Here is a 20,801-nt window from a genome sequence, read left to right on the forward strand (position 1 = left end):
GGTTGTGCGCGCCGCGCGTGGCTGTGCGCGCCGCGTGGATCCCGCAAGATCGTGCTGGATGTGCGAAGTAGTGGCCTCGCTGCGACTATGCGACTGCGAAGCCACTACTTCCGCGTTGTAGCACGATCTTGACGGCCCCGCGCAGTCACGCGCGGGCGCGACTGCGGAGGCCGCGGGCGGCCAGTGCGGCGCGGACCTCCGCGGAGCGGTGCCGGCGGGGTGGCTGGCCCGCCCGGTGTCAGGCGGCGGTGGCCCAGAGGGACTTGAAGGCGGCGGCCTCGCCGGCGAGCCAGCGTTCGAGCTCCTCCGGCTTCGCCGTCGTGGGCATGCGGTGGGCCTGGCCGCGGCGGACGTCGACCAGCACCGGCTCGGCGTGCGGCAGGATCGCGTCCATGTGGCGGGCCATCAGGTGCAGGGTGGCGAGCACCGCCTCGTCGCTGGGCGGAGCCTCGTCGAAGTGCAGGCGGACCGCCTCGGCGTGGCCGTCCGCGTAACGGACGCCGAACTGCGGATTGATCTTCACGGGCAGGTCACCCAGCAGGGCGAGCGCGTCCCTGGTCTGGGCCAGGTCGACCGAGCGCGGCTCGCCCAGGGAGCGCAGCCAGGCCGTCGCGCCCGGCACCAGCGCCTGGTAGAGCGGTCGCCACCGGGGCTTGACGGTGTCGACCACCTGGTCGAGGTGGGTGCCGCCGGTGTGGAAGGCGATGTCGGCCTTGAGCGCCTTCACGAACTGGCCGTGCGGGTTGAAGCCGGAACGGCTGGCCCGCTGCTTGCGCAGGCCGCCGACGAACGTGGCCTTGGTCGGGCCGGTGCGGTCCACGTACCGGGTGAAGCCGAGCAGGGTCGTGTAGGGGGCGAGGGGTGTGCCGGAGGCGGGCGCGGTCACGAGCATCCTCCCAGGTCAACAGCTTGATTAGTACATACATTCTAATCGACGGGGCTGACATCGCCCAGTGGTTGACCCGGTGGCTGCCGCCGTCGTCGAAGTGCCGCTGCGGGTCCCGGCGGGCGACGAAAGATTTCTTCCTGCCATGTTCATGCATGGAAAGGTATTGACGGGCGGTTGGCCCCGGGGTGAAGGTGACCGCATCGTCCGAGCGTCCGACCAGGGGGTCCGATGCAGTTCTCCAGGAGATCGAGGAGCAGGCGTACCCTGCTCGCCGCCGCCACCGCTCTCGCCGTGGTGGTCACCCCGTTCACCGGCGGCCCCGCCGCCGCCGACCCTCCCGACCGGCAACAGCAGTACGCCGCCGCGGCCGCCGAGTTCGGCGTGCCGGAGAGCGTCCTGCTCGCCGTGTCGTACCTCGAATCCCGCTGGGACACCCACCCCGGGAAGCCGAGCACCAGTGGCGGCTACGGCCCGATGCACCTGACCGACGCCACCCACGTGACCGCGCAACCCGCCGGCGGTCACGTCGACGAGGGCGAGGATCCGCGCGGTGACGAGGCCCGGCCGCTGAGCGTCGCCACGCCGGGCGGAGCCGAACCCGCCCCGGCCGACGCCGGGCCCGCCCCGGTCGCCCCGGCCGACGCCGCGCTGCAGACCCTCCAGGCCGCTGCCGCGCTCACCGGCGCCAGCGAGGAGGCGCTGCGGTCCGACGCCACCGCGAACATCCGCGGCGGGGCGGCGCTGCTCGCCGCGTACCAGCGGGAACTCGGTGGGCCGGTCGGCGCGACCAGCGACCCGGGCGCCTGGTACGGCGCGGTGGCCCGCTACTCGGGCGCCGGCGCCGAGGACACCGCGGCCGCCTTCGCCGACGAGGTGTACGCCCAACTGCGCGCCGGTGCGTCCCGTACCACTGACGACGGGCACCCGGTGACCCTCGCCGCGCGGGCGGTCCACCCGGACGAGTCGACCCTGCACCGGCTGGGGCTGCGCCGCGCCGAGCGGCCGGACGGGCTGGAGTGTCCGGTCGGCCTCGGCTGCGAGTGGATCCCGGCTCCGTACGAGCAGTACGGCCCGGGCGCCGGCGACTACGGCAACCACGACCTGGGCAACCGGCCGGCCCAGCAGAAGATCGAGTACATCGTCATCCACGACACCGAGGGGTACTTCGGCCCCAGCGTCGACCTGGTGCGGCGGGCGGACTACCTGGGCTGGCACTACACGCTGCGCTCGGTGGACGGCCACATCGCCCAGCACGTCAAGACCAAGGACGTCGGCTGGCACGCCGGCAACTGGTACGTCAACGCCAAGTCCATCGGCCTGGAGCACGAGGGCTTCGCGGGCCACGGCACCTGGTACACCGAGGCGATGTACCGCACCTCGGCCAAGCTGGTCCGGCACCTGGCGCTGCGGTTCGGCATCCCGCTGGACCGGCACCACATCATCGGGCACGACAACGTCCCGGGCACCGTGCCGTCGACCGTCGCCGGGATGCACTGGGACCCGGGGCCGTACTGGGACTGGTCGCACTACTTCGACCTGCTGAAGGCGCCGTTCCGGTCCACCGGCACGCCGCGCACCGGCCTGGTGACCATCGACCCCGAGTTCGCCGACAACCAGCCGGCGTTCACCGGGTGCTCGCGCCAGCCCCCCGGTGTGCCGAACCCGCCGCCCCCGGTCACCGACCCCTGCCCGCTGCGTGGCTCGTCGGCCGTGCTGCTGCGCAGCGCGCCGAGCCACGACGCGCCGCTGGCCGTGGACCTCGGCGAGCACCCCGACGGGTCCCCGGGCACCATGTACGTCCCGGACCACAGCGCCCGGGCGTCGGCGGGCCAGACGTACGCGGTGGCCGAGGTGCGGGGCGACTGGACGGCCATCTGGTACCTCGGCCAGAAGGCCTGGTTCCACAACCCCGCGTCGGCACGCGCCGGCAAGTGGGCCACCGGCTTCGTCGTGACACCGAAGCCCGGCAAGGCCAGCATCCCGGTCTACGGGCGGGGCTACCCGGAGCAGGCCGCCTACCCGACCGGCGTGCCCTACCAGGCGATCACCCCGTTGCAGTACACGCTCGCCGCCGGCCAGCGGTACGCGGTGGGCGGGGTGCTGCCGAGCGAGTACTACCGGGCGGTCACCTTCGACGGATCGTCGCCGGGGGACTGGACCGTGATCCGCGGTGACCTGCGCTACGTGCAGGTCCAGTTCGGCCACCGGATCGGCTACGTGAACCTGGACGACGTCCTGGTCCTGCCGTCCGTGATCGGCGCGCCACGGTGAGCCGTCCGGGCTGAGCCGGGGTTCGGCACCGAGCCGCCTGGAGGGAACGCCGAGGGCCCGCGGTCGACCGACCGCGGGCCCTCGCGCGCCGGCGCACCCGGCGCCGGCTCAGAGCTGTCCGACCGAGGTGATCCGCACGACCGCGGCGTCCGCCTCGTCGGACGCGGCGAGGTCCACCTCGGCGCTGATGCCCCAGTCGTGGTCGCCCGCCGGGTCGTCCAGGATCTGCCGCACCGTCCAGGTCGAGGGACCCTGGTCGATCATCAGCAGCGCGGGGCCGCGGGCGTCCGGCCCGGTGCCGACCGACTCGTACGCCTCGAAGTACGGCTCCAGCGCGTCGGCCCACGCGTCGGCGTCCCAGCCGTCCGCGGCGTCCAACTCGCCGAGGAGATCCCAGCGGCGCAGCGCGGCCAGCTCCACCCGGCGGAACAGCGCGTTGCGCACCAGCACCCGGAACGCCCGGGCGTTGCGGGTCACCGCCGCCGGCCGGTCGTCCAGCGCGGCGGCGACCTCCTCGACGTCGGACGGGTTGCGCAGCCGCTCCCACTCGTCGATGAGGCTGGAGTCCACCTGGCGGACCAGCTCGCCCAGCCACTCGATGAGGTCGACCAGCTCCTCGGTCTTGGCGTCCTCCGGGACGGTCTGCCGCAGCGTCTTGTACGCGTCGGCGAGGTACCGCAGCACCAGGCCCTCGGAGCGGGACAGCCCGTAGAACTGCACGTACTCGGCGAAGGTCATCGCCCGCTCGTACATGTCCCGGACGACGGACTTGGGGGAGAGCTGGTGGTCGGCCACCCAGGGGTGCCCCTGCCGGTACATCTCGTACGCGCTCTCCAGCAGGTCCGCGAGCGGCTTCGGCCAGGTCACCTCGTCGAGCAGCTCCAGCCGTGCCTCGTACTCGATGCCCTCGGCCTTCATCGCGGCGACCGCCTCGCCGCGGGCCTTGAACTGCTGCGCGGACAGCACCTGGCGCGGGTCGTCGAGGATCGACTCGATCACGCTGAGCACGTCCAGCGCGTAGGACGGGGAGTCGGCGTCGAGCAGTTCGATCGCCGCGAGGGCGAGCGGGGACAGCGGCTGGTTGAGCGCGAAGTCGAGCTGCAGGTCGACGGTGAGCCGGACCCGGCGGCCGGTCTCGTCCGGCTCGGGCAGCTCCTCGACGACGCCGCCGGCGCGCAGCGCGCGGTAGATCGCGATCGCCCGGCGGATGTGCCTGCGCTGGGCGGCCCGGTCCTCGTGGTTGTCGGTGAGCAGGTGACGCATGGCCGCGAACGCGTCGCCCGGGCGGCCGATCACGTTGAGCAGCATCGAGTGGCTGACCTGGAAGCTGGAGGTCAGTGGCTCCGGCTCCGCCTCGACCAGGCGCTCGAAGGTGGGCTTGCCCCAGCCGATCGAGCCCTCCGGCGGCTTCTTGCGCACCACCTTGCGGCGCTTCTTCGGGTCGTCGCCGGCCTTGGCGAGGGCCTTCTCGTTCTCGATCACGTGCTCGGGGGCCTGGACGACGACCCGGCCGAGGGTGTCGAAGCCGGCCCGCCCGGCGCGCCCGGCGATCTGGTGGAACTCCCGCGCCTTGAGCAGCCGCGTCCGCGTGCCGTCGTACTTGGACAGGCCGGTGAAGAGCACGGTGCGGATCGGCACGTTGATGCCGACGCCGAGGGTGTCCGTGCCGCAGATGACCTTGAGCAGCCCGGCCTGGGCGAGCGTCTCCACCAGGCGGCGGTACTTGGGCAGCATGCCGGCGTGGTGCACGCCGATGCCGTGCCGCACCAGCCGGGACAGCGTCTTGCCGAAGCCCGAGGTGAACCGGAAGTTGCCGATCGCGGCGGCGATCATGTCCTTCTCGGCCCGGGTGCAGACGTTGACGCTCATCAGGGCCTGTGCGCGTTCCAGGGCGGCGGCCTGGGTGAAGTGCACGACGTACACCGGGGCCTGCTTGGTCTCCAGCAGCTCCTCCAGGGTCTCGTGCAGCGGTGTCATCGCGTACGAGAAGAGGAGCGGGACCGGCCGCTCCGCCGTGCGCACGACGGCGGTCGGCCGGCCGGTGCGCCGGGTCAGGTCGTCGACGAAGCGGGTGGTGTCGCCGAGCGTCGCGGACATCAGGACGAACTGCGCCTGCGGCAGCTCGATCAGCGGCACCTGCCAGGCCCAGCCGCGGTCCGGCTCGCTGTAGAAGTGGAACTCGTCCATGATCACCTGGCCGACGTCGGCGCGGGCGCCCTCCCGCAGGGCCAGGTTGGCCAGGATCTCGGCCGTGCAGCAGATGACCGGGGCGTCCGGGTTGACGCTGGCGTCGCCGGTGAGCATGCCGACGTTGTCGGCGCCGAAGACCTCGCAGAGCGCGAAGAACTTCTCCGACACCAGCGCCTTGATCGGGGCGGTGTAGAAGGTCGTCCGGTCGTCGGCCAGCGCGGCGAAGTGCGCCGCGATCGCGACCAGGCTCTTGCCGGAGCCGGTCGGCGTGTTCATGATCACGTTCGCGCCGGAGACGATCTCGATGACCGCCTCCTCCTGGTGCGGGTAGAGGTCGAGGCCGCGCGCGGACGCCCAGCCGGCGAACGCGTCGTAGAGGGTGTCGGGGTCGGCGCTGGCCGGCAGCGCGGCGGTGAGTGTCATGGCGCGTCCATGGTGCCTGGATCATGGCCGCGCGCGCCAACCGGGTTCGGTGCCGTTGTCGACCGGAACCCTTTCACCCCGCCGGTCGGCGCGCCGGCACCCCTCCGTTCACCGGCGCCGGTGGATCAGGTCGGCGACCGGGCGTCCGGCGGTGAGGGCGCGCCGCTCGAACTTCGTCACCGGCCGGTGCGCCGGGCGCGGCGCGAAGCCGTCGTGGACGTTCACCAGCCCCGGGTCGGCATCGAGGGTCGACCGCATCGCCTCGGCGTACTCGGCCCAGTCCGTCGCGCAGTGCAGCGTCCCGCCGGGGGCCAGCCGCGAGCGCAGCAGGGCGACGTGGGTGGGCTGGATGATCCGCCGCTTGTGGTGCCGGGCCTTCGGCCACGGGTCGGGAAAGAAGACGTGCACCGCGTCCAGCGACGCCTCCGGGAGCCCGGCGACCAGGTCCAGCGCGTCGCCCCGGGCCACCCGGACGTTGCCCAGGCCGCGCCGCTCCACCAGGTCGAGGAGGTTGGCGATTCCGGGCGTATGCACCTCGACCGCCAGATAGTCTCGATCCGGGTCGGCGGCTGCCATCGCGGCGGTGGTGTCGCCCATCCCGGAACCGATCTCCAGCACCAGCGGGGCCCGGCGGGGGAACAGGCCGGCCGGGTCGACCGGTGTGCCGGGCACGTCCGGGACGGTCAGGCCGTACCGCGGCCAGAGCCGCTCCAGCGCCGCGGTCTGGCGCGGGGTCATCCGGCCGCGACGCGGATGGAAGGTGCGGATGCTCCGCGCGGTCGCGGCAGCGTGGAAGTCGGTGGCGGTCACAGCGATCCGAGCGTACGCGAGGACCGCGCCGGATCGGATGTGATGTGCGACGGGGGATGAGAGGATCCACCCGTACGGCAGACCGGGCGTCTGTGGTGCCCGGCTCGGCACGCCGGGAGGGGGTTGTGGTGGCGGTGACCCGCGGTTCCCTGGCGCTGTCGATCGCGGCCGCGATCGCCGGCCCGCTGCTCACCGCCGCGCCCGCGCTGGCCGCTCCCGTCGCGGCGCCGATGTTGTCCGCCGGGGCAGGGTCCGCGCTGGCCGTGCCGGTGTTGTCCGCCGGGGCAGGGTCCGCGCTGGCCGTGCCGGTGTTGTCCGCCGGGGCAGGGTCCGCGCTGGCCGTGCCGGTCGCGGCGCCCGCGCCGTCCGGGGCGCCGCAGCCGCAGCCGCCGAACGTCTTCGTCGAGGTGAGCCCGAGCACCGTCGAGCCCGGCTTCCTGGTCGGCATCCGGGCGAGCTGCCGGGACAATTCCGTCCCGGCCATCGTGTGGTCCGACGCGTTCGGTCGCGTCCAGGTGCGGCCGCAGCACGGGCTGCTGACCGCGGCGCCGATGGTGCGGGAGCGCACCCTGCCCGGCAACTACCGGGTCAAGCTGGAGTGCCGGGGCGGGGAGAGCGCGTCGACGATGCTCCAGGTCGTCAAGTCGGTCCGGCCCAGCCGTGGCCCGGCCACCGGGTTCGGTGGGGCGGCCGGTGACGTGCCCGGCGGGCTGCTGGTGCCGGGCGGGATCGCGCTGACCGTGGCCGGCCTGGTCGTGTGGTTCGTGTCCATCCGTCGACCCCGTGGCGCCGCCCGCCGCTGACCACGACGATGGCCCCGTCCCGCGCCTCCCAGCCGGCCGCCCGAGCGGGCCGCCGGCCGGCCGGCCGCAGCCCGTGGTCGATCCCCCTCGCGGTGGTGCTGGTGCTGGTCGGGGTGTTCGCGACCGGCGCCGGGCTCGGCCAGACCGTCGGCCCGCTCGACTGGGCCGACACGGCCGGCAACGAGCGACCGTCCCGCAGCGAGCGGGAGGGCCTGGCCGCCAGCCGGCCGGTCCGCCTCGCCATGCCGACCATCGAGGTCGCCGCGCCGGTGGAACCGGTGGGGCAGGCCCGGGACGGGACGATCGCCGTACCGCCGCTGGAGCGGGCCGACGAGACCGGCTGGTACGACCGGGGGCCGACCCCGGGCGAGCCCGGGCGGGCGGTCATCGTCGGCCACGTCGACACGAAGCGGGGACCGTCGGTCTTCTACGACCTGCACCGGCTTGGCCCCGGGGACACGGTCGAGGTGACCCGCGCCGACGGTTCGGTGGTGGAGTTCCGGGTCGACTCGGTGGAGCACTTCCCCAAGGACCAGCTCCCCGCCGACCGCGTGTACGGCGACGACGGGAAGCCCACGCTGGTCCTGATCACCTGCGGTGGTGACTGGGTGGGTGGCCGCACCGGCTACGCCGACAACGTGATCGCCTTCGCGACGATGACCACCTCCCGCGACACGTGACCCCCGCCACCACGTTGATCAAGAGGTTTTGGGGTTACGGCACGCTCCCCCGTGTCCCAAACCTCTTGATCAACTATCGGCTCCGGCGCGGCGGGATCAGCTGCGCGGGGGTACGGACTGGATCACCTCGAACTCGAGCAGGGTGGCGCCAGTGGACACCGGCTTGCGGGGTTGTTCGCCGGGGGCGGCGGCGTGGGCGGCCCGGGACGGGCCCTTGGCCCAGGCCTGGTACGCCGCTTCGCTCTCCCAGCGGGTGTAGACGAAGTACCGATTCTCGCCGGCGACCGGGCGCAGCAGCTCGAAGCCGAGGAAACCGGGGGAGTTCTCCACCGCGCCGGCCCGGGCCGCGAACCGCTTCTCCAGCTCCTCGCCGGCGCCGGGCGGGACGTCGATCGCGTTGATCTTCACGACTGCCATGGCTCCACCCTACGGGCGCGGGTGGTCAGAACGACTCGACGGCCGGGACCAGGTCGGTGTCGACGACGATCGGGGCGTGGTCGGACGGGCCCTTGCCCTTGCGGGCCTCCCGGTCCACGTACGCGGAGCGGACCGCGCGGGCGAACGGCGCCGACGCGTACACCAGGTCGATCCGCATGCCCTTGTTCTGGTGGAACATCCCGGCCCGGTAGTCCCAGTAGGTGTACGGGTGGGGGCCCTTCATCGGGGTCGGCACCACGTCGGACAGCCCCAGGTCCCGCAGCGCCGCGAGGGCGGCCCGCTCGGCGGGCGTGACGTGCGTGGAGTGGGCGAACAGCGCCGGATCCCACACATCGGCATCGGTGGGGGCCACGTTGAAGTCGCCGCAGACCGCCAGCGGCAGCGCGCCGGTCAGCTCGACCTCCAGCGCGTCCCGCAGCGCCGCGAGCCAGGCCAGCTTGTACGCGTAGTGCGGGTCGTCCGGCGTCCGGCCATTCGGCACGTACACGGACCAGACCCGCAGCCCGTCGCAGGTGGCCGAGATGGCCCGGGCCTCCGGGTCGGGGAAGCCGGGCTCGTCGGGAAACCCGACCGTGACGTCGGCCAGCCCGACCCGGGACAGGATGGCGACCCCGTTCCACCGGCCGTCGCTGTGGCTGGCCACCGTGTAGCCCAGCGCGCCGACCTCGGCGACCGGGAACGCTCCGTCCGGGCACTTCGTCTCCTGCAGACAGACGACGTCCGGCTTGGTGCCCTCCAGCCAGTCGAGCAGCCGGGGCAGGCGGGCCTTCACGGAGTTGACGTTCCAGGTCGCCAGGCGCATGCCTCCAGCCTGCCTGATCCGCCGCCGACCCGCCGCCCGGGTGCGGCGCGTGTCGCACGCCGGGACGCGCAGACCGCTGGCCCCGGCGGGCCGGGGCGCATCTGCCCGCGGCCCGGGACGCGCTGCGGGCGCAGGTGTCAAGAAGGGGTCCCTCCCATGCGCGGGGCGTTACCGAGGGGCCCTTCCTCACGCCTCTGGCGGGCGGGTCTGCTCGGCCAGGAAGCGCTCCAGTTCGGCGCCGAGTTCGTCGGCGGTCGGCAGGGAGCCGGTGTCGGGGGCCAGGAGATTCTTCTCCCGGCGTCCGCGGGCGAAGGCGTCGTACTGCTCCTCCAGCGCCTGGACCAGCGCGGCGGCGTCCTCGGTCTGGGCGACCTGCCGGTCGATCTCCACCCGTACGACCTCGGCGGCGGCCCGCAGGCCGTCGCGGGGCAGGAGCAGCCCGGTGCTGCGGGAGACGGAGGCGAGCAGCACCTCGGCGGCGGCCGGGTACTCGGTCTGGGCGACGTAGTGCGGCACGTGCGCGGCGAAGCCCAGCGCGTCCCGGCCCTGCTCGCCGAGGCGGTACTCGAGCAGGTGGCCGACGCTGCCCGGCACCTGGACGCGCTGCAGCCACGGCTCGTACCCGGCGATGAGGTCGCGCCGGGTGGCGTGCGCGGTGACGCCGGTGGGGCGGGTGTGCGGCACGGCCATCGGGATGGCGTTGAGCCCGACGGTCAGCCGGACGTCGAGCCGCGTGGCGAGCCCGGCGACGGCAGCGACGAAGCGCTCCCACTGCAGGTCCGGTTCGGGCCCGGTGAGCAACAGGAACGGCGTCTCGTCGTCGTCCCGGAGCAGGTGCAGCTCCAGGGCCGGGGCGTCGTACGACTCCCAGTGGTCCTCGACGAAGGTCATCACCGGCCGGCGCGAGCGGTAGTCGAAGAGCTGGTCCAGGTCGAACCGGGCGATCTGCCGCGCCTCCAGCGAGGTGAGCAGCTGCTCGCGGGCCAGCCGGGTGGCGTTGCCGGCGTCGACGAAGCCGGACAGCGCCTGGATCAGGACCGGCTGACCGAGGTCAGGCAGATCGTCGGCGAGTTCGTAGAGCTCGTGTGGGTCGAGCACCGGTGCGGACCTCCCTGGAAACGTGCCTGCGGGCCACCGCGCGGACGGCACCCGGTTGAGGGAACGTACCCGTAATCCTGATGCATTCCGCCACGGCCCTCTCCAGGGACCGTCCGGGCCCGGTCGACCGGAAGGTTGAGGCGGTAATCCCTCGAACGGGCAGCAACCGGACCGTACGGTAACCTCCCGCCCGCCACAGTGGACGGTTGTTCGCCCGGCGTCCGGGGTACAGACGTTGTCGCTGCGAGGTACACATGGATGCAGGCAGCACGACAGGAGGACGAGATGTCTCTCATGCGCCGGGTCAGCGCGTTCCTTCGTTCGCCCAAGGGGCAGCAGCTGATCGACCGGGGCCGCCGGGAGTTGGCCAAGCCGTCCACCCAGCGGAAGTTGAAGGGCCTCGCCGCCAGGCTCCAGCACCGCCGCTGACGCCCGTCCGCCGACGCCAGGCCCCTCGGGAGATCTCCGTGACCGATGCCGTGCCCACCGACGGCCAGCCCGTCGCCCTCCCGCCGCAGCCGCCCGCGGGGGCCCCGACCCCATCGCCCGCCAACGCCCCGGGCCCGCCGACCGCGGGGGCGTCGGTGCCGCCGCCGGCGCCGTCGGGGGCGCCCGAGGCGCCACCCGCCGGGCTCTGGGACCGGATGCGGGACGACCCGCAGTACGCCCCGGAGCATCTCGCCCTGGAGGCGGTGCGCCGGTTGGGGCCGGAGGCTGCGCAGTGGGCGGAGCGGGCCCGCGCCGAGCAGCCCGGGGTCTCCGCCGAGGTGCTCGCCGAGCAGGCGGTCCGCAAGTTCGTCAACCACGCCCGGCTCTCCGGCGCGGTCTCCGGCGTCGCCGGGCTGCCCGGCGCGGTGATCGACGTGGGCGTGCTCGCCTGGACGCAGGCCCGGATGGTGCTGCACATCGCCGCCGCCTACGGGGTGGACGCCACCCAGACCGACCGCGCCACCGATCTCCTCCTGCTGCAGAAGGTGCACAAGGTGGCGCAGAGCGCCCGGCTCGCGCTCGGGGTGGCCGCCGGCCGGGAGCGCGCCGGCGCGCTGTTCGGCTCCCGCAGCCACGCCCCGCTCGGCCGGGTGATGCTCCGCCTCGGCGTCCGGCTGGCCCAGATGGCCGGCGTACGGGCGGCGAAGCGGGTCGTCGCGAAGGTGGTGCCCGGAGCCGCCATCGTCCTGGGCACCTGGGCCAACTCGTCGGCCACCAAGGATCTGGCCGCGCGCTCGCGGGCGCTGTACCGGCAGCACGGCGGTGGTGACCTGCCGGAGCAGCGGCCCGGGTGAGCCGTCCGGTCAGGTGGCCCGCCCCCAGGCCCGCCAGGTGACTGCGGCGATCCGGTCCTGCCCGGCCGCGTTGGGGTGGAACCGGTCGAGCATGTTGACCTGGTCGAGCGTGAAGCGCACCCGGTGCAGGGCGCCGTTGTCGTAGCGGCACCGGGACCCGTACGCCTTGCATGCGGCGGCGAGTTGGGCGTTGTAGGCGTCGACCCGTTCCCGCACGGTCGCCCGGCGGGCCCGGTCGAGCGGGTCCGTCGAGGTCGGGTTCTTCAGCAGGGCCGGGCAGATCCCCTGGTTCCAGACCCGCACCGTCCGCTCGTCGGTGTGCCCGATCTCCCACAGCCGGTACAGGTCGGGGATGCTCACCACCAGCACCCGCGTCTTCGGCCGCTTCTTGCGTAGCACCCGCAACCCCCGGTCCACCTGGCTGCGGAACGTCGGGACCGGCGTCATCGCCTCGACCCCGCCGCGGCAGACGTCGTTCGCGCCGATGAGCACCGTCACCCGGTCCGGCCGGTCCCGGACCGCCCGCTCCGCCTGGGCGGCCAGTTCGCCGGCCCGGGCGCCCGGTCGGGCGTGGTTGTACGCACGATCGCGCACCGCCGGGTTCTGGTCGAGCAGCCGCCGGTAGTGGCTGTCCACCCGCAGGCTGTTCCCGGTGGACCAGGAGTTGCGCTGGCAGGAGGTGAGCACCAGGCAGGAGCCGAAGCCGGTGGTGATCGAGTCGCCGAGGGCGGCGATCCCGCCCGCCCCGGGCGGGGTGGCGCCCCGGGTCGGTCGGGGCGCCGCCTCCCCGCCGCCCTCGCAGGCGAGCGCGACGAGTGCGAGCAGGCAGGCGACGGCGGTGACCCAGCGTCGAGGCATGACCCTTCCCCAGTCGGCCAAGCGGAGAGCGACAGCGCGGTAACTCTATGCGTACGCCGACGGGCTCACCCGATGGTGTCGTCTATGCGGCAGACGAGTGCGGTCGCCGCCCTCGGCGTGCTATGGCAGACATCGGCCGGTCCGGCGGGTGCGCGGGGATTAGGCACCCCGCCGCGCGGGTAGGTCGGGGTGATGACGAGATCGCAGCCCCGGCGTGCCCGTGGCACGGTCGGCCACGCCTACAGCGCGCTCAACCTCCGCCTCGTGCTCGCCACGTTCGGCCTGGTGACCATGACCGTCTTCGCCGTGCTGGCGTTCCGGGCCGACCTGGCCTGGCTGGGCGTGCTCTGCGCCGTCCTCGCGGTGGTCGCCGTCGTCGACCTGGTGATCATCCAGCGCCGTCGTGCCGCGCGCCGCCGGGAGGAGCCGGGCGTGCGGCACTCGCTGTTCGAGTGACAGGAGTACGACATGGCCATCGCCACCATCAACCCCGCCACCGGACAGACCCTCAAGACGTACGACGCGATGTCGACCGAGCAGGTCGACGCCGCCATCGGGCGGGCGGACCTCGCGTACCGGCAGCTGCGCGACACCACGGTCGAGCAGCGCGGGCGGTGGCTCACCGCCGCCGCCGACCTGCTGGAGGCCGAGCGGGACGACACCGCGCGGCTGATGACGACGGAGATGGGCAAGACGTACGCCGCCGCGCAGGCCGAGGTGACCAAGTGCGCCGCCGCCTGCCGCTTCTACGCGGCGGAGGCGCCCGGGTTCCTCGCCGACGAGCCCGCCGACGCCGGCGCCGTCAAGGCCGCCCGGGCGTTCATCCGGTACCAGCCGATCGGGCCGGTGCTCGCGGTGATGCCCTGGAACTTCCCGCTCTGGCAGGTGCTGCGCTTCGCCGCCCCGGCGCTGATGGCGGGCAACACCGGCCTGCTCAAACACGCCTCCAACGTCCCGCAGACCGCCCTGTACCTGGAGGACCTGTTCCGCCGGGCCGGCTTCCCGGAGGGCGCGTTCACCACCCTGCTGGTCGGCTCCGACGCGGTGGACGCCATCCTCAGCGACTCGCGGGTCCGGGCCGCCACCCTGACCGGCAGCGAGCGCGCCGGGCGCTCCATCGCCCAGATCGCCGGCCGCGAGTTGAAGAAGACCGTGCTGGAACTGGGCGGCAGCGACCCGTTCGTGGTGATGCCCTCGGCCGACCTGGACCGGGCCGCCGAGGTCGCCACCACCGCCCGCTGCCAGAACAACGGCCAGTCGTGCATCGCCGCCAAGCGTTTCATCGTGCACGCCGAGGTGTTCGACGCGTTTGCCGAGAAGTTCGCCGCGCGGATGTCCGCCCTGCGGGTCGGTGACCCGATGGACGACGCCACCGACGTGGGCCCGCTGGCCAGCGAGGGTGGCCGCGACGAGATCGACGCCCAGGTACGCGACGCGGTCGACCAGGGCGCGACCGTCCTCTGCGGCGGCGCGAAGCCGGCGGGGAAGGGCTGGTACTACCCGCCCACCGTCGTCACCGACCTGACCCCGCGGATGCGCATGTGGGCGGAGGAGGTCTTCGGCCCGGTCGCCGGGTTGTACCGGGTGTCGTCGTACGACGAGGCGATCGAGGTGGCCAACGGCACGGCGTTCGGTCTCGGCTCCAACGCCTGGACCCGGGACCCGGACGAGCAGGAGCGCTTCGCTCGCGACCTGGACGCCGGCAACGTCTTCGTCAACGGCATGACCACGTCCTTCCCGGAGCTGCCGTTCGGCGGCGTGAAGAACTCCGGGTACGGGCGGGAGCTCTCGGCGCTGGGCATGCGCGAGTTCTGCAACATCAAGACCGTCTGGGTCGGCGGCGAGGGCGGGGCCACCGCCTCGGCCGGGGCGCACGCCGAGTGAGGCGTTGAGAAGGGGCCCGGCTTACCGGCGGGGCCGGGTGGGTACGGAACGACGCCATGACGGTGTTCGGGTTCCACGCGTCCCACGAGCAGATCCATCCCCGCGCCCTGCTGGACGCGGTGGTCCACGCGGAGCGGGCCGGCTTCGGCGCGGCCATGTGCTCGGACCACTTCGCCCCGTGGAGCACCCGGCAGGGCCACTCCGGGTTCGCCTGGTCCTGGCTCGGCGCCGCCCTCCAGGCCACGAACCTGTCGTTCGGCGTGGTCAACGCGCCCGGGCAGCGGTACCACCCGGCGATCGTCGCGCAGGCCGTCGGCACCCTCGCCGCCATGTACCCGGGCCGCTTCTGGGCCGCCCTCGGCACCGGCGAGGCGGCCAACGAGCACATCACCGGCGACGGCTGGCCCCGCAAGGACGTCCGCAACGCGCGGCTGCGCGAGTGCGTCGACGTCATCCGCGCGCTGCTCGCCGGCGAGGAGGTCAGCCACGACGGTCTGGTCCGGGTCGACCGGGCACGGCTGTGGACCCGGCCGGAGGAGCCGCCGGCGCTGGTCGGCGCGGCGGTCAGCGTCGAGACCGCCCGCTGGTGCGCCGGGTGGGCCGACGGGCTGATCACCGTCAACGCGCCCGTCGAGCACCTGCGGCGCATGATCGACGCGTACCGGGGCGCGGGCGGGCGCGGACCCCTGCACCTGCAGGTGCATCTCAGCTGGGCGCCCGACGAGGCCGAGGCCGAGGCGACCGCGTACGACCAGTGGCGCAGCAACGTCTTCGCCCCGCCGGTCTGCTGGGACGTGGCGACCCCCGAACACTTCGACGTGATCTCCGCCGACGTGCCGATGGCGAAGGTGCGCGAGGTCGTCAACGTCTCCGCCGACCTGGGCCGGCACGTCGGCTGGCTGGAGGAGTACGTCGAACTCGGCTTCGACCAGATCGCCCTGCACCACGTGGGACAGGAACAGCGGGGGTTCGTCGACACCTTCGGCGCGGAGGTGCTGCCGAAGCTGCGTACCGCCGGCTAGTCCAGCCGCCGGGCCAGCACCTGCCCGGGCCAGGGTTCGCGGCCCGGGCGCTGCACCGTGAACGGCTCGGTGCGGGTGAAGCCCTGCCGCTCGTACCAGCGCACCAGCGCGCCGCCGCTGCCCGCGTAGCAGTCCACCCGCAGCAGGTCGACGCCGCGTTCCCGGGCCAGGTCCGCCGCGTGCGCCAGCAACCGGCCACCGATCCCGCGCCCGGCGTACGCCCGGTCGGTGACCAGCAGGTTCACGTACAGCTCGGGCTCGGTGGCGGGCGGCACGTACTCGGTGGCCGCACCGACGACGAGAGCGCCCACCGGCCGCCCGGCGAACTCGGCGAACCACAGCCCGCCGCCGGTGGCCCAGGCCCGCGCCTGGTCGACGCGCCGCGGGTCGGTCGACGCCGGCTCGGTGCCCCACTGGCCGGTACGCCCGTGCGCGACGAGCCACGCGGTCGCCCCGTCGAGCAGCCGCAGCACGGCGGGAGCGTCCGCCGGCCCGCCCGGCCGCAGAAGAAGATCATCGTCCACGACCCCATCCTGCTACCACCTGCCGAGCGCCCCCGCCGCGCCCCGGCTGTCGCGCCCACCGCCGCTTCCCGCCCGCCGGCCAGGCCGCTGCCGCTTGCGGTGCGGCCGCACCCGGGTGGCTGCGCCGCCCGGCGCCGACGGGGTGCCGAAGCCCTCGAAGGCCGTGCGGCTTCCTACGGGGTCACTGCGGGGCGGGTCGCGAGGGCGCGGCGGGTGAGCGCCGGTACCGCCAGGCCGGTGATCGCGAACAATCCGCCGAGGGCCAGCCAGCCGACCGTGCCGCCGTCGAGCACCACGGCCGTGAGCAGCACCGGGCCGACCGCGCGCCCCAGCCCGGCGAGCAGGCCGTCGAGGCCCTGGTAGGCGCCGATCGCGCCCGGGGCGGCGAGGTCGTAGGCGAGTGCCGCGCCCGCGGTGCCGTGCCAGAGGTCCCCGATCGTGTAGCCGGCGGTGGCGGCGAGGAGCAGCGCCACCGCGAGCGGTGCGCCCGGGCCGGCGGTCACGGCGTACACCGGCATCACGGCGGCGAGCACCAGCCCGGCGCGGCGCATCGCGGTGGCGGCCGTGCGCGCCCGGTTCGCGTGTCGGCCGAGCGGCACCGCCAGCAGCACGGTCAGCACGGTGTTGACCAGCAGCACGGCCGACACCGTGACCGGCGGCGCGCCGGTGTGCCCGACCACCCACAGCGGCAGGATCAGGGTGAGCACCACCCAGTGCAGGGAGAGCACCGCCGATGCGCCGCTGACCGCGAGGAAGGGCAGGTCCCGCAGGGGCCGGCCGGACCGTCGCGGCCCGGTTCCCCGCCGTGTCGGGTACGCCGGCAGTCGCAGCAGCAGCGCCGCCGAGATCAGGAAGGTGGCGGCGTTGCCGACCACCAGCAGGCGGTACGCCGTCGGGGTGTCCGCCGCCAGCGCGATCCCGGCCAGCCCGGCACCGACCGCGACGCCCACGTTCGCCACCGCGCGCAGCGTCGCGAAGGCGTGCACCCGCCCGTCCGGTCCGCCGACGGCGGCGACCAGCGCGGCGCGGACGGCGAGGTTGCCGGAGACCAGCAGCGCGTCCAGCACCGCCACCGCGACGAAGCTCGGGACCGAGTCCACCAGCAGGTACGCGGCGGCGACCGCGGCCTGGAACACCTGGATCGCGGCGCGCAGGGTCCGCGGGTCCCGCCGGTCGGCGAGGCTGCCGAGCGGAACGCTGGCGGCGAGCCCGACCAGACCGGCGACGCTGAGCCCGGCCCCGACGGTCGCCGGGCTCAGCCCGACCACGCGGGTCAGGTAGAGCGCCGAGCCGGCCAACCACAGCCCGGTGCCGACCGTGTTCGCGAGGGTGGCCCCTGACAGGGTGCGCAGTTCGCCCGGCGGCGGCACCGGCAGCACCGCCGACCACCGGCCGCTCAGCACCGGGCGACCGGGTCGGTCGTCATGGCTCGACCGTAGGCGGGACGCTGGACGGGTAGGGTGCCCGCCGGACGCGACCTCGGTCACAGTGGAGGTGCGATGATCGCGCAGGTACGCCCGGCCCGACCCGACGACGCGGCGGCGGTCGCCACCCTGATGGCGGACGATCTCGGCTACCCGGTGGCGACTCACGAGGTTTGCCGGCGGCTCGCGACGCTGCCACCCGGGCATGCGGTGCTCGTCGCCGTCGACGGGGAGCGGGTGGTCGGCTGGGTGCACGCCCGGCGCGGCCTGAGCCTGGTGCACGGTGACCGGCTCGAGATCGTCGGCTTGGCCGTCGCCGCGGACCGGCGCGGCTCCGGCGCCGGCGGGGCGCTGGTGGCCGCCGCCGAGGAGTGGGCGCGTGGGCGCGGGCTGACCGCGGTGCAGGTGCTCTCCGGCAGCGAGCGGCTCGACGCGCACCGCTTCTACCGCGGGCGCGGCTTCCGCGAGTTGAAGACGGAGCAGGTGTTCGTGAAGTCGCTGGCGGACCGCGACATCGTGCTGGATGGCTGAGGTAGTGGCCTCGCGGCGCTCCGCGAGGCCACTACTTCAACGTTCGAGCGTGATCATGGAGGACCCCGACCGGCGTCCCCCGCGTGGGGTCAGGAGGTGCAGGGGCTGCCGTTGAGGGTGAACAGGCCCGGCTTCGGGTTGGCGCCGCCGGTGGTGGCGCCGTTGAAGCCGAACGTCACCGAACCGCCCGGTCCGATCTTCGCGTTCCACCGTTCGTTCGTCGCCGTGACCGTGGCGCCGGCCTGGCTGACCGTCGCCGACCAGCCGTGGTCGACCTCCTGGGCCCCGGTGAAGGCGAACCGCAGGTGCCAGCCGTCGATCGTCGTGGTGCCGGTGTTGCGTACGGTCACCTGGGTGGTGAAGCCGCTCGGCCAGCTGCCGTGCGTCGTGTACGTGACGGCGCACGTCGCCGGCGGCACCGCCCCGGCGTCGCCCTGGTCGGCCAGGAACGACGCGATCCAGGTCAGCGCCGAGTTCCAGTTGATCGCGACCTCGTTGGTGGCGTACGAGTTGATGTCGTCGACGTAGCAGAACATCGGCTCGCAGCCGGCGAGCAACTGCGCGGCGAACGGGTCCTGCAGGGCGGCGTTCGGTCCGCCGGCGAGGGAGCCGGCCGGCGGCTTCGGCAGGTTCGGGTCGAGCTGGTGGCCGAAGATCCGGCTGTGCTGGTTCTCGGCGGCGTGCTCGCCCCACCCGGTCACGTACGAGATGTTCAGCGCGTTGCGGCCGAGGATGTAGTCCATCGCCTGCACCGCGCCGTCCCGGTAGGACGGATCGCCGGTCAGGTCGAACGCGGTCGCCAGCACGACCGCGTTGTTGATGATGTTGCTGTTGCCGCCCCAGAAGTAGCTGCCCGGGTCGCCGGGCAGCGGCAGCCCGTACGCCTGCCGCTCGATTTCGGCGAGGTACGCGTCGGCGGCCTCGGTGACGGACGCCCGGATCCGCGCGCGCTCGGCGGCGGGCAGCCCGCTCGGCACGGTGGCCAGGTCGAGCCGGCCCAGCGCCGCCGCGCCCTGCCAGCCGAAGCCGCGCGGGTCGAACACGTCCCCGGTGTGGTGCGGCGACCCGGTCAGGTCGGCCAGGTACGTCGCCGCGCCGGTGGTCAGGTAGAGCTCGGCGGCCGCCCAGTAGAACTCGTCGGTGACGTTCGTGTCGTCGTACGCGCCGCCGCCGGTGCTGTCGGCCGGGCTCGCGTACCGGTCGGGGTTGGCCTTCGCCGCGGCGTAGGCGGTCTTCGCCGCGGTGCCGCAGCGGCCGGCGAACCCGGCGTCGTACGGGGCGAACAGGCGCGCGCACTGGGCGGCGACGGCGGCCAGGTTGAGCGTGGCGGCGGTGGACGGCGGGTGCAGCTCGCGCGGCTGCGGGTCGTCGTGGGGTTGCAGCGGCAGGCCGGTCCACTGCCGGTCGTGGATCTTGTGGTGGGCCATCCCGGCGAGCGGCTGGCCGGCCGGGACCTGCATCCGCAGCAGGAACTCCAGCTCCCAGCGGGCCTCGTCGAGGATGTCGGGCACCCCGTTGCCCTGCTCGGGTACGCGCAGGGAGCCGTCGCCGAGCGCGGTGCCGAACGACGCGGTGGCCGCGGTCTTGGTCCGCTCGAACGTACTCAGCAGCTGGTACGTGGCGATACCGCCGTTGACCACGTACTTGCCGTGGTCGCCGGCGTCGTACCAGCCGCCGCGCACGTCCAGGGTGTAGTCGCAGACACCCGGCTGGCAGGGGACCTCGGTGTCGCCCTGGTTCGGCGCCACGCCGACGTGCCCGGCGGGGCGGGCGTACTCGTCGCCGAGCAGGTCCCCGTCGATCTCGATGCCGCTGCGCTGGGCGTAGAAGAACTGCGCGGCGTCGGCGCGGAGCCGGTCGTACAGGGTGCCGGAGACGTCGAACGGGTGGCTGGTCTCGCCGTCGGCGACGAGGGTCAGCCCGGCGGCCGGCGTGCGGTAGCCGGTGAAGTCGATGGTGTGCACGTTCTGCCCGGAGGCCTCGTCGACCCCGCGCGGGGCGGTGTCGCCACTGGCCACCACCGCGCCGTCGGCGGCACGCAACTGCCACGGCACCGATTCGGTGGCGTCGGTGACGAGGGTGGCGTTCTTCGGCCCGCCGGGCAGGTAGCCGACCTGGTTGACCCGGACCCGGGGCCCGGTGTCCGGCACGTACGGCTCGGGCGGGTTGCCGCCGCGCAGCGAGACGTTGTCCAGGCAGACGGTCTGCTCCTCGGCACTGCCGCCGACCTGGAAGATCAGCTGGGCGGTGGGGTTCTCCGCGGGCGAGGTGAAGGTGTGCTCGACCCGGGCGGCGGTGCCGGTCGCGTTCGCGTCCACCGTGGCGTACGCGGTGTAGGGGGCGCTGCCGAGCTGGAGCACCGCCCGGACCGGTGTGCCGGGGGTGGCGGAGACGTCGAACGCGAGGGTGTACTCGGCGCCGGCGACCAGCGGTACGCCGTCCTGCCCGATGCCGGCGTCCCACGGGTTGGCCAGGCCGGCCGGGACGGTGGTGCAGAGCCGGCCGTCGGTGACGCCGAGCGGGCCGGTGCCGTACGAGAACCAGGGCGACACACCGGCGCTGAAGTCGCCGTTGTCGATCTGCTCGGGGGCGTCTGGTGGTGGGTCGGCCTGGGCGGGACCGGCGGCGGCGCCGGTCAGCGCCACGGTGGCCGCCGCGGCGAGCAACGCGAGGCGGCGTCGGGATGGCGTCACGGGACTTCCCTCCGGGACGGACGGGGTGGTGGGGGTGGAACCTGGGAGCGCCTGTCTGGGGCGACCTGGGAGCGCTCCCAGGATCGCATCGATGTTTCCAGTGCCCGGGTGTCCTTGTCAATCGATTCGGCTGGATGATCCCGCCGGTGCGCCGGCCGTGAGATTCGCCGCGCCACGC

Annotated in this window: 19 protein-coding genes; 9 read left to right on the forward strand and 10 right to left on the reverse strand. The window is 73.9% G+C overall.

The genetic code is table 11. The features are described from left to right. Positions 1-238: 238 nt before the first annotated feature. Positions 239-886, reverse strand: a complete 648-nt coding sequence (locus EV376_RS15155) for a hypothetical protein (RefSeq protein ID WP_130323785.1) — start codon at positions 884-886, stop codon at positions 239-241. A 231-nt stretch (positions 887-1,117) separates the two neighbouring features. Here EV376_RS15155 and EV376_RS15160 point away from each other — a divergent pair, with 231 nt between their 5' ends. Beyond that, on the forward strand, positions 1,118-3,160 hold the full coding sequence (locus EV376_RS15160) for a peptidoglycan recognition protein family protein (RefSeq protein ID WP_130323786.1): 2,043 nt from the start codon (positions 1,118-1,120) through the stop codon (positions 3,158-3,160). Positions 3,161-3,268: 108 nt separating this feature from the next. On the opposite strand, the gene EV376_RS15165 is transcribed toward EV376_RS15160, so the two are convergent. Both EV376_RS15165 and trmB read right to left on the reverse strand, forming a co-directional pair. Further along, positions 3,269-5,773 (reverse strand): DEAD/DEAH box helicase, encoded by a 2,505-nt coding sequence (locus tag EV376_RS15165; protein ID WP_130323787.1) that lies wholly within the window; start codon positions 5,771-5,773, stop codon positions 3,269-3,271. 108 nt (positions 5,774-5,881) lie between these two features. Further along, a complete protein-coding gene (trmB, locus tag EV376_RS15170; RefSeq protein ID WP_130323788.1) occupies positions 5,882-6,583 on the reverse strand; it encodes a tRNA (guanosine(46)-N7)-methyltransferase TrmB in 702 nt (233 codons plus the stop codon). 125 nt (positions 6,584-6,708) lie between these two features. Here trmB and EV376_RS15175 point away from each other — a divergent pair, with 125 nt between their 5' ends. Beyond that, positions 6,709-7,386 carry a hypothetical protein gene (locus EV376_RS15175; protein WP_130323789.1) on the forward strand — a complete coding sequence of 226 codons (678 nt, stop codon included), beginning with the start codon at positions 6,709-6,711 and terminating at the stop codon, positions 7,384-7,386. A gap of 8 nt (positions 7,387-7,394) precedes the next feature. Then, a complete protein-coding gene (locus EV376_RS15180) occupies positions 7,395-8,066 on the forward strand; it encodes a class F sortase (RefSeq protein ID WP_130328674.1) in 672 nt (223 codons plus the stop codon). A 96-nt stretch (positions 8,067-8,162) separates the two neighbouring features. Here EV376_RS15180 and EV376_RS15185 read toward each other — a convergent pair whose 3' ends face one another. The 3 genes from EV376_RS15185 to EV376_RS15195 all read right to left on the reverse strand — a co-directional run bounded on the left by EV376_RS15185 (position 8,163) and on the right by EV376_RS15195 (position 10,404). Beyond that, a complete protein-coding gene (locus tag EV376_RS15185; RefSeq protein ID WP_130323791.1) occupies positions 8,163-8,483 on the reverse strand; it encodes an antibiotic biosynthesis monooxygenase family protein in 321 nt (106 codons plus the stop codon). 25 nt (positions 8,484-8,508) lie between these two features. Continuing rightward, positions 8,509-9,306 carry an exodeoxyribonuclease III gene (locus EV376_RS15190; protein WP_130323793.1) on the reverse strand — a complete coding sequence of 266 codons (798 nt, stop codon included), beginning with the start codon at positions 9,304-9,306 and terminating at the stop codon, positions 8,509-8,511. A gap of 186 nt (positions 9,307-9,492) precedes the next feature. Further along, complete coding sequence (locus EV376_RS15195; RefSeq protein WP_130323795.1) at positions 9,493-10,404, reverse strand: PAC2 family protein; 912 nt, start codon at positions 10,402-10,404, stop codon at positions 9,493-9,495. 258 nt (positions 10,405-10,662) lie between these two features. Between EV376_RS15195 and EV376_RS30200 the strand changes: the two genes are divergently transcribed. Both EV376_RS30200 and EV376_RS15200 read left to right on the forward strand, forming a co-directional pair. After that, positions 10,663-10,833: a hypothetical protein gene (locus tag EV376_RS30200; RefSeq protein WP_165437924.1), complete on the forward strand. Its 171-nt coding sequence runs from the start codon at positions 10,663-10,665 to the stop codon at positions 10,831-10,833. A gap of 38 nt (positions 10,834-10,871) precedes the next feature. After that, complete coding sequence (locus EV376_RS15200; protein ID WP_130323797.1) at positions 10,872-11,687, forward strand: EcsC family protein; 816 nt, start codon at positions 10,872-10,874, stop codon at positions 11,685-11,687. A 9-nt stretch (positions 11,688-11,696) separates the two neighbouring features. Here the strand turns inward: EV376_RS15200 and EV376_RS15205 are convergent, their stop codons facing one another. Beyond that, positions 11,697-12,545 (reverse strand): SGNH/GDSL hydrolase family protein, encoded by an 849-nt coding sequence (locus EV376_RS15205; protein ID WP_130323799.1) that lies wholly within the window; start codon positions 12,543-12,545, stop codon positions 11,697-11,699. Between the two features lie 192 nt (positions 12,546-12,737). Here EV376_RS15205 and EV376_RS15210 point away from each other — a divergent pair, with 192 nt between their 5' ends. From EV376_RS15210 to EV376_RS15220, 3 genes are read left to right on the forward strand one after another with little or no spacing between them, the layout of a single operon-like run. Next, on the forward strand, positions 12,738-13,001 hold the full coding sequence (locus tag EV376_RS15210; protein WP_130323801.1) for a DUF6343 family protein: 264 nt from the start codon (positions 12,738-12,740) through the stop codon (positions 12,999-13,001). A gap of 12 nt (positions 13,002-13,013) precedes the next feature. Further along, the gene (locus tag EV376_RS15215; RefSeq protein ID WP_130323803.1) at positions 13,014-14,429 is read left to right on the forward strand and encodes an NADP-dependent succinic semialdehyde dehydrogenase; all 1,416 of its coding nucleotides are present in this window, start codon (positions 13,014-13,016) and stop codon (positions 14,427-14,429) included. 56 nt (positions 14,430-14,485) lie between these two features. Beyond that, positions 14,486-15,451 (forward strand): TIGR03885 family FMN-dependent LLM class oxidoreductase, encoded by a 966-nt coding sequence (locus EV376_RS15220; RefSeq protein WP_130323805.1) that lies wholly within the window; start codon positions 14,486-14,488, stop codon positions 15,449-15,451. Here the strand turns inward: EV376_RS15220 and EV376_RS15225 are convergent. After that, positions 15,448-15,975, reverse strand: a complete 528-nt coding sequence (locus EV376_RS15225) for a GNAT family N-acetyltransferase (protein WP_130323807.1) — start codon at positions 15,973-15,975, stop codon at positions 15,448-15,450. The genes EV376_RS15220 and EV376_RS15225 overlap by 4 nt on opposite strands. A 173-nt stretch (positions 15,976-16,148) precedes the next feature. Next, positions 16,149-17,378, reverse strand: a complete 1,230-nt coding sequence (locus EV376_RS15230; RefSeq protein WP_486482646.1) for an MFS transporter — start codon at positions 17,376-17,378, stop codon at positions 16,149-16,151. A 96-nt stretch (positions 17,379-17,474) separates the two neighbouring features. On the opposite strand from EV376_RS15230, the gene EV376_RS15235 reads away from it, so the two are divergent. Beyond that, positions 17,475-17,930, forward strand: a complete 456-nt coding sequence (locus tag EV376_RS15235) for a GNAT family N-acetyltransferase (RefSeq protein WP_130323811.1) — start codon at positions 17,475-17,477, stop codon at positions 17,928-17,930. 89 nt (positions 17,931-18,019) lie between these two features. Here EV376_RS15235 and EV376_RS15240 read toward each other — a convergent pair whose 3' ends face one another. Then, on the reverse strand, positions 18,020-20,623 hold the full coding sequence (locus tag EV376_RS15240) for a glycoside hydrolase family 9 protein (RefSeq protein WP_130323813.1): 2,604 nt from the start codon (positions 20,621-20,623) through the stop codon (positions 18,020-18,022). Positions 20,624-20,801: the final 178 nt, after the last annotated feature.

The sequence above is a fragment of the Micromonospora sp. CNZ295 genome, from assembly GCF_004217535.1.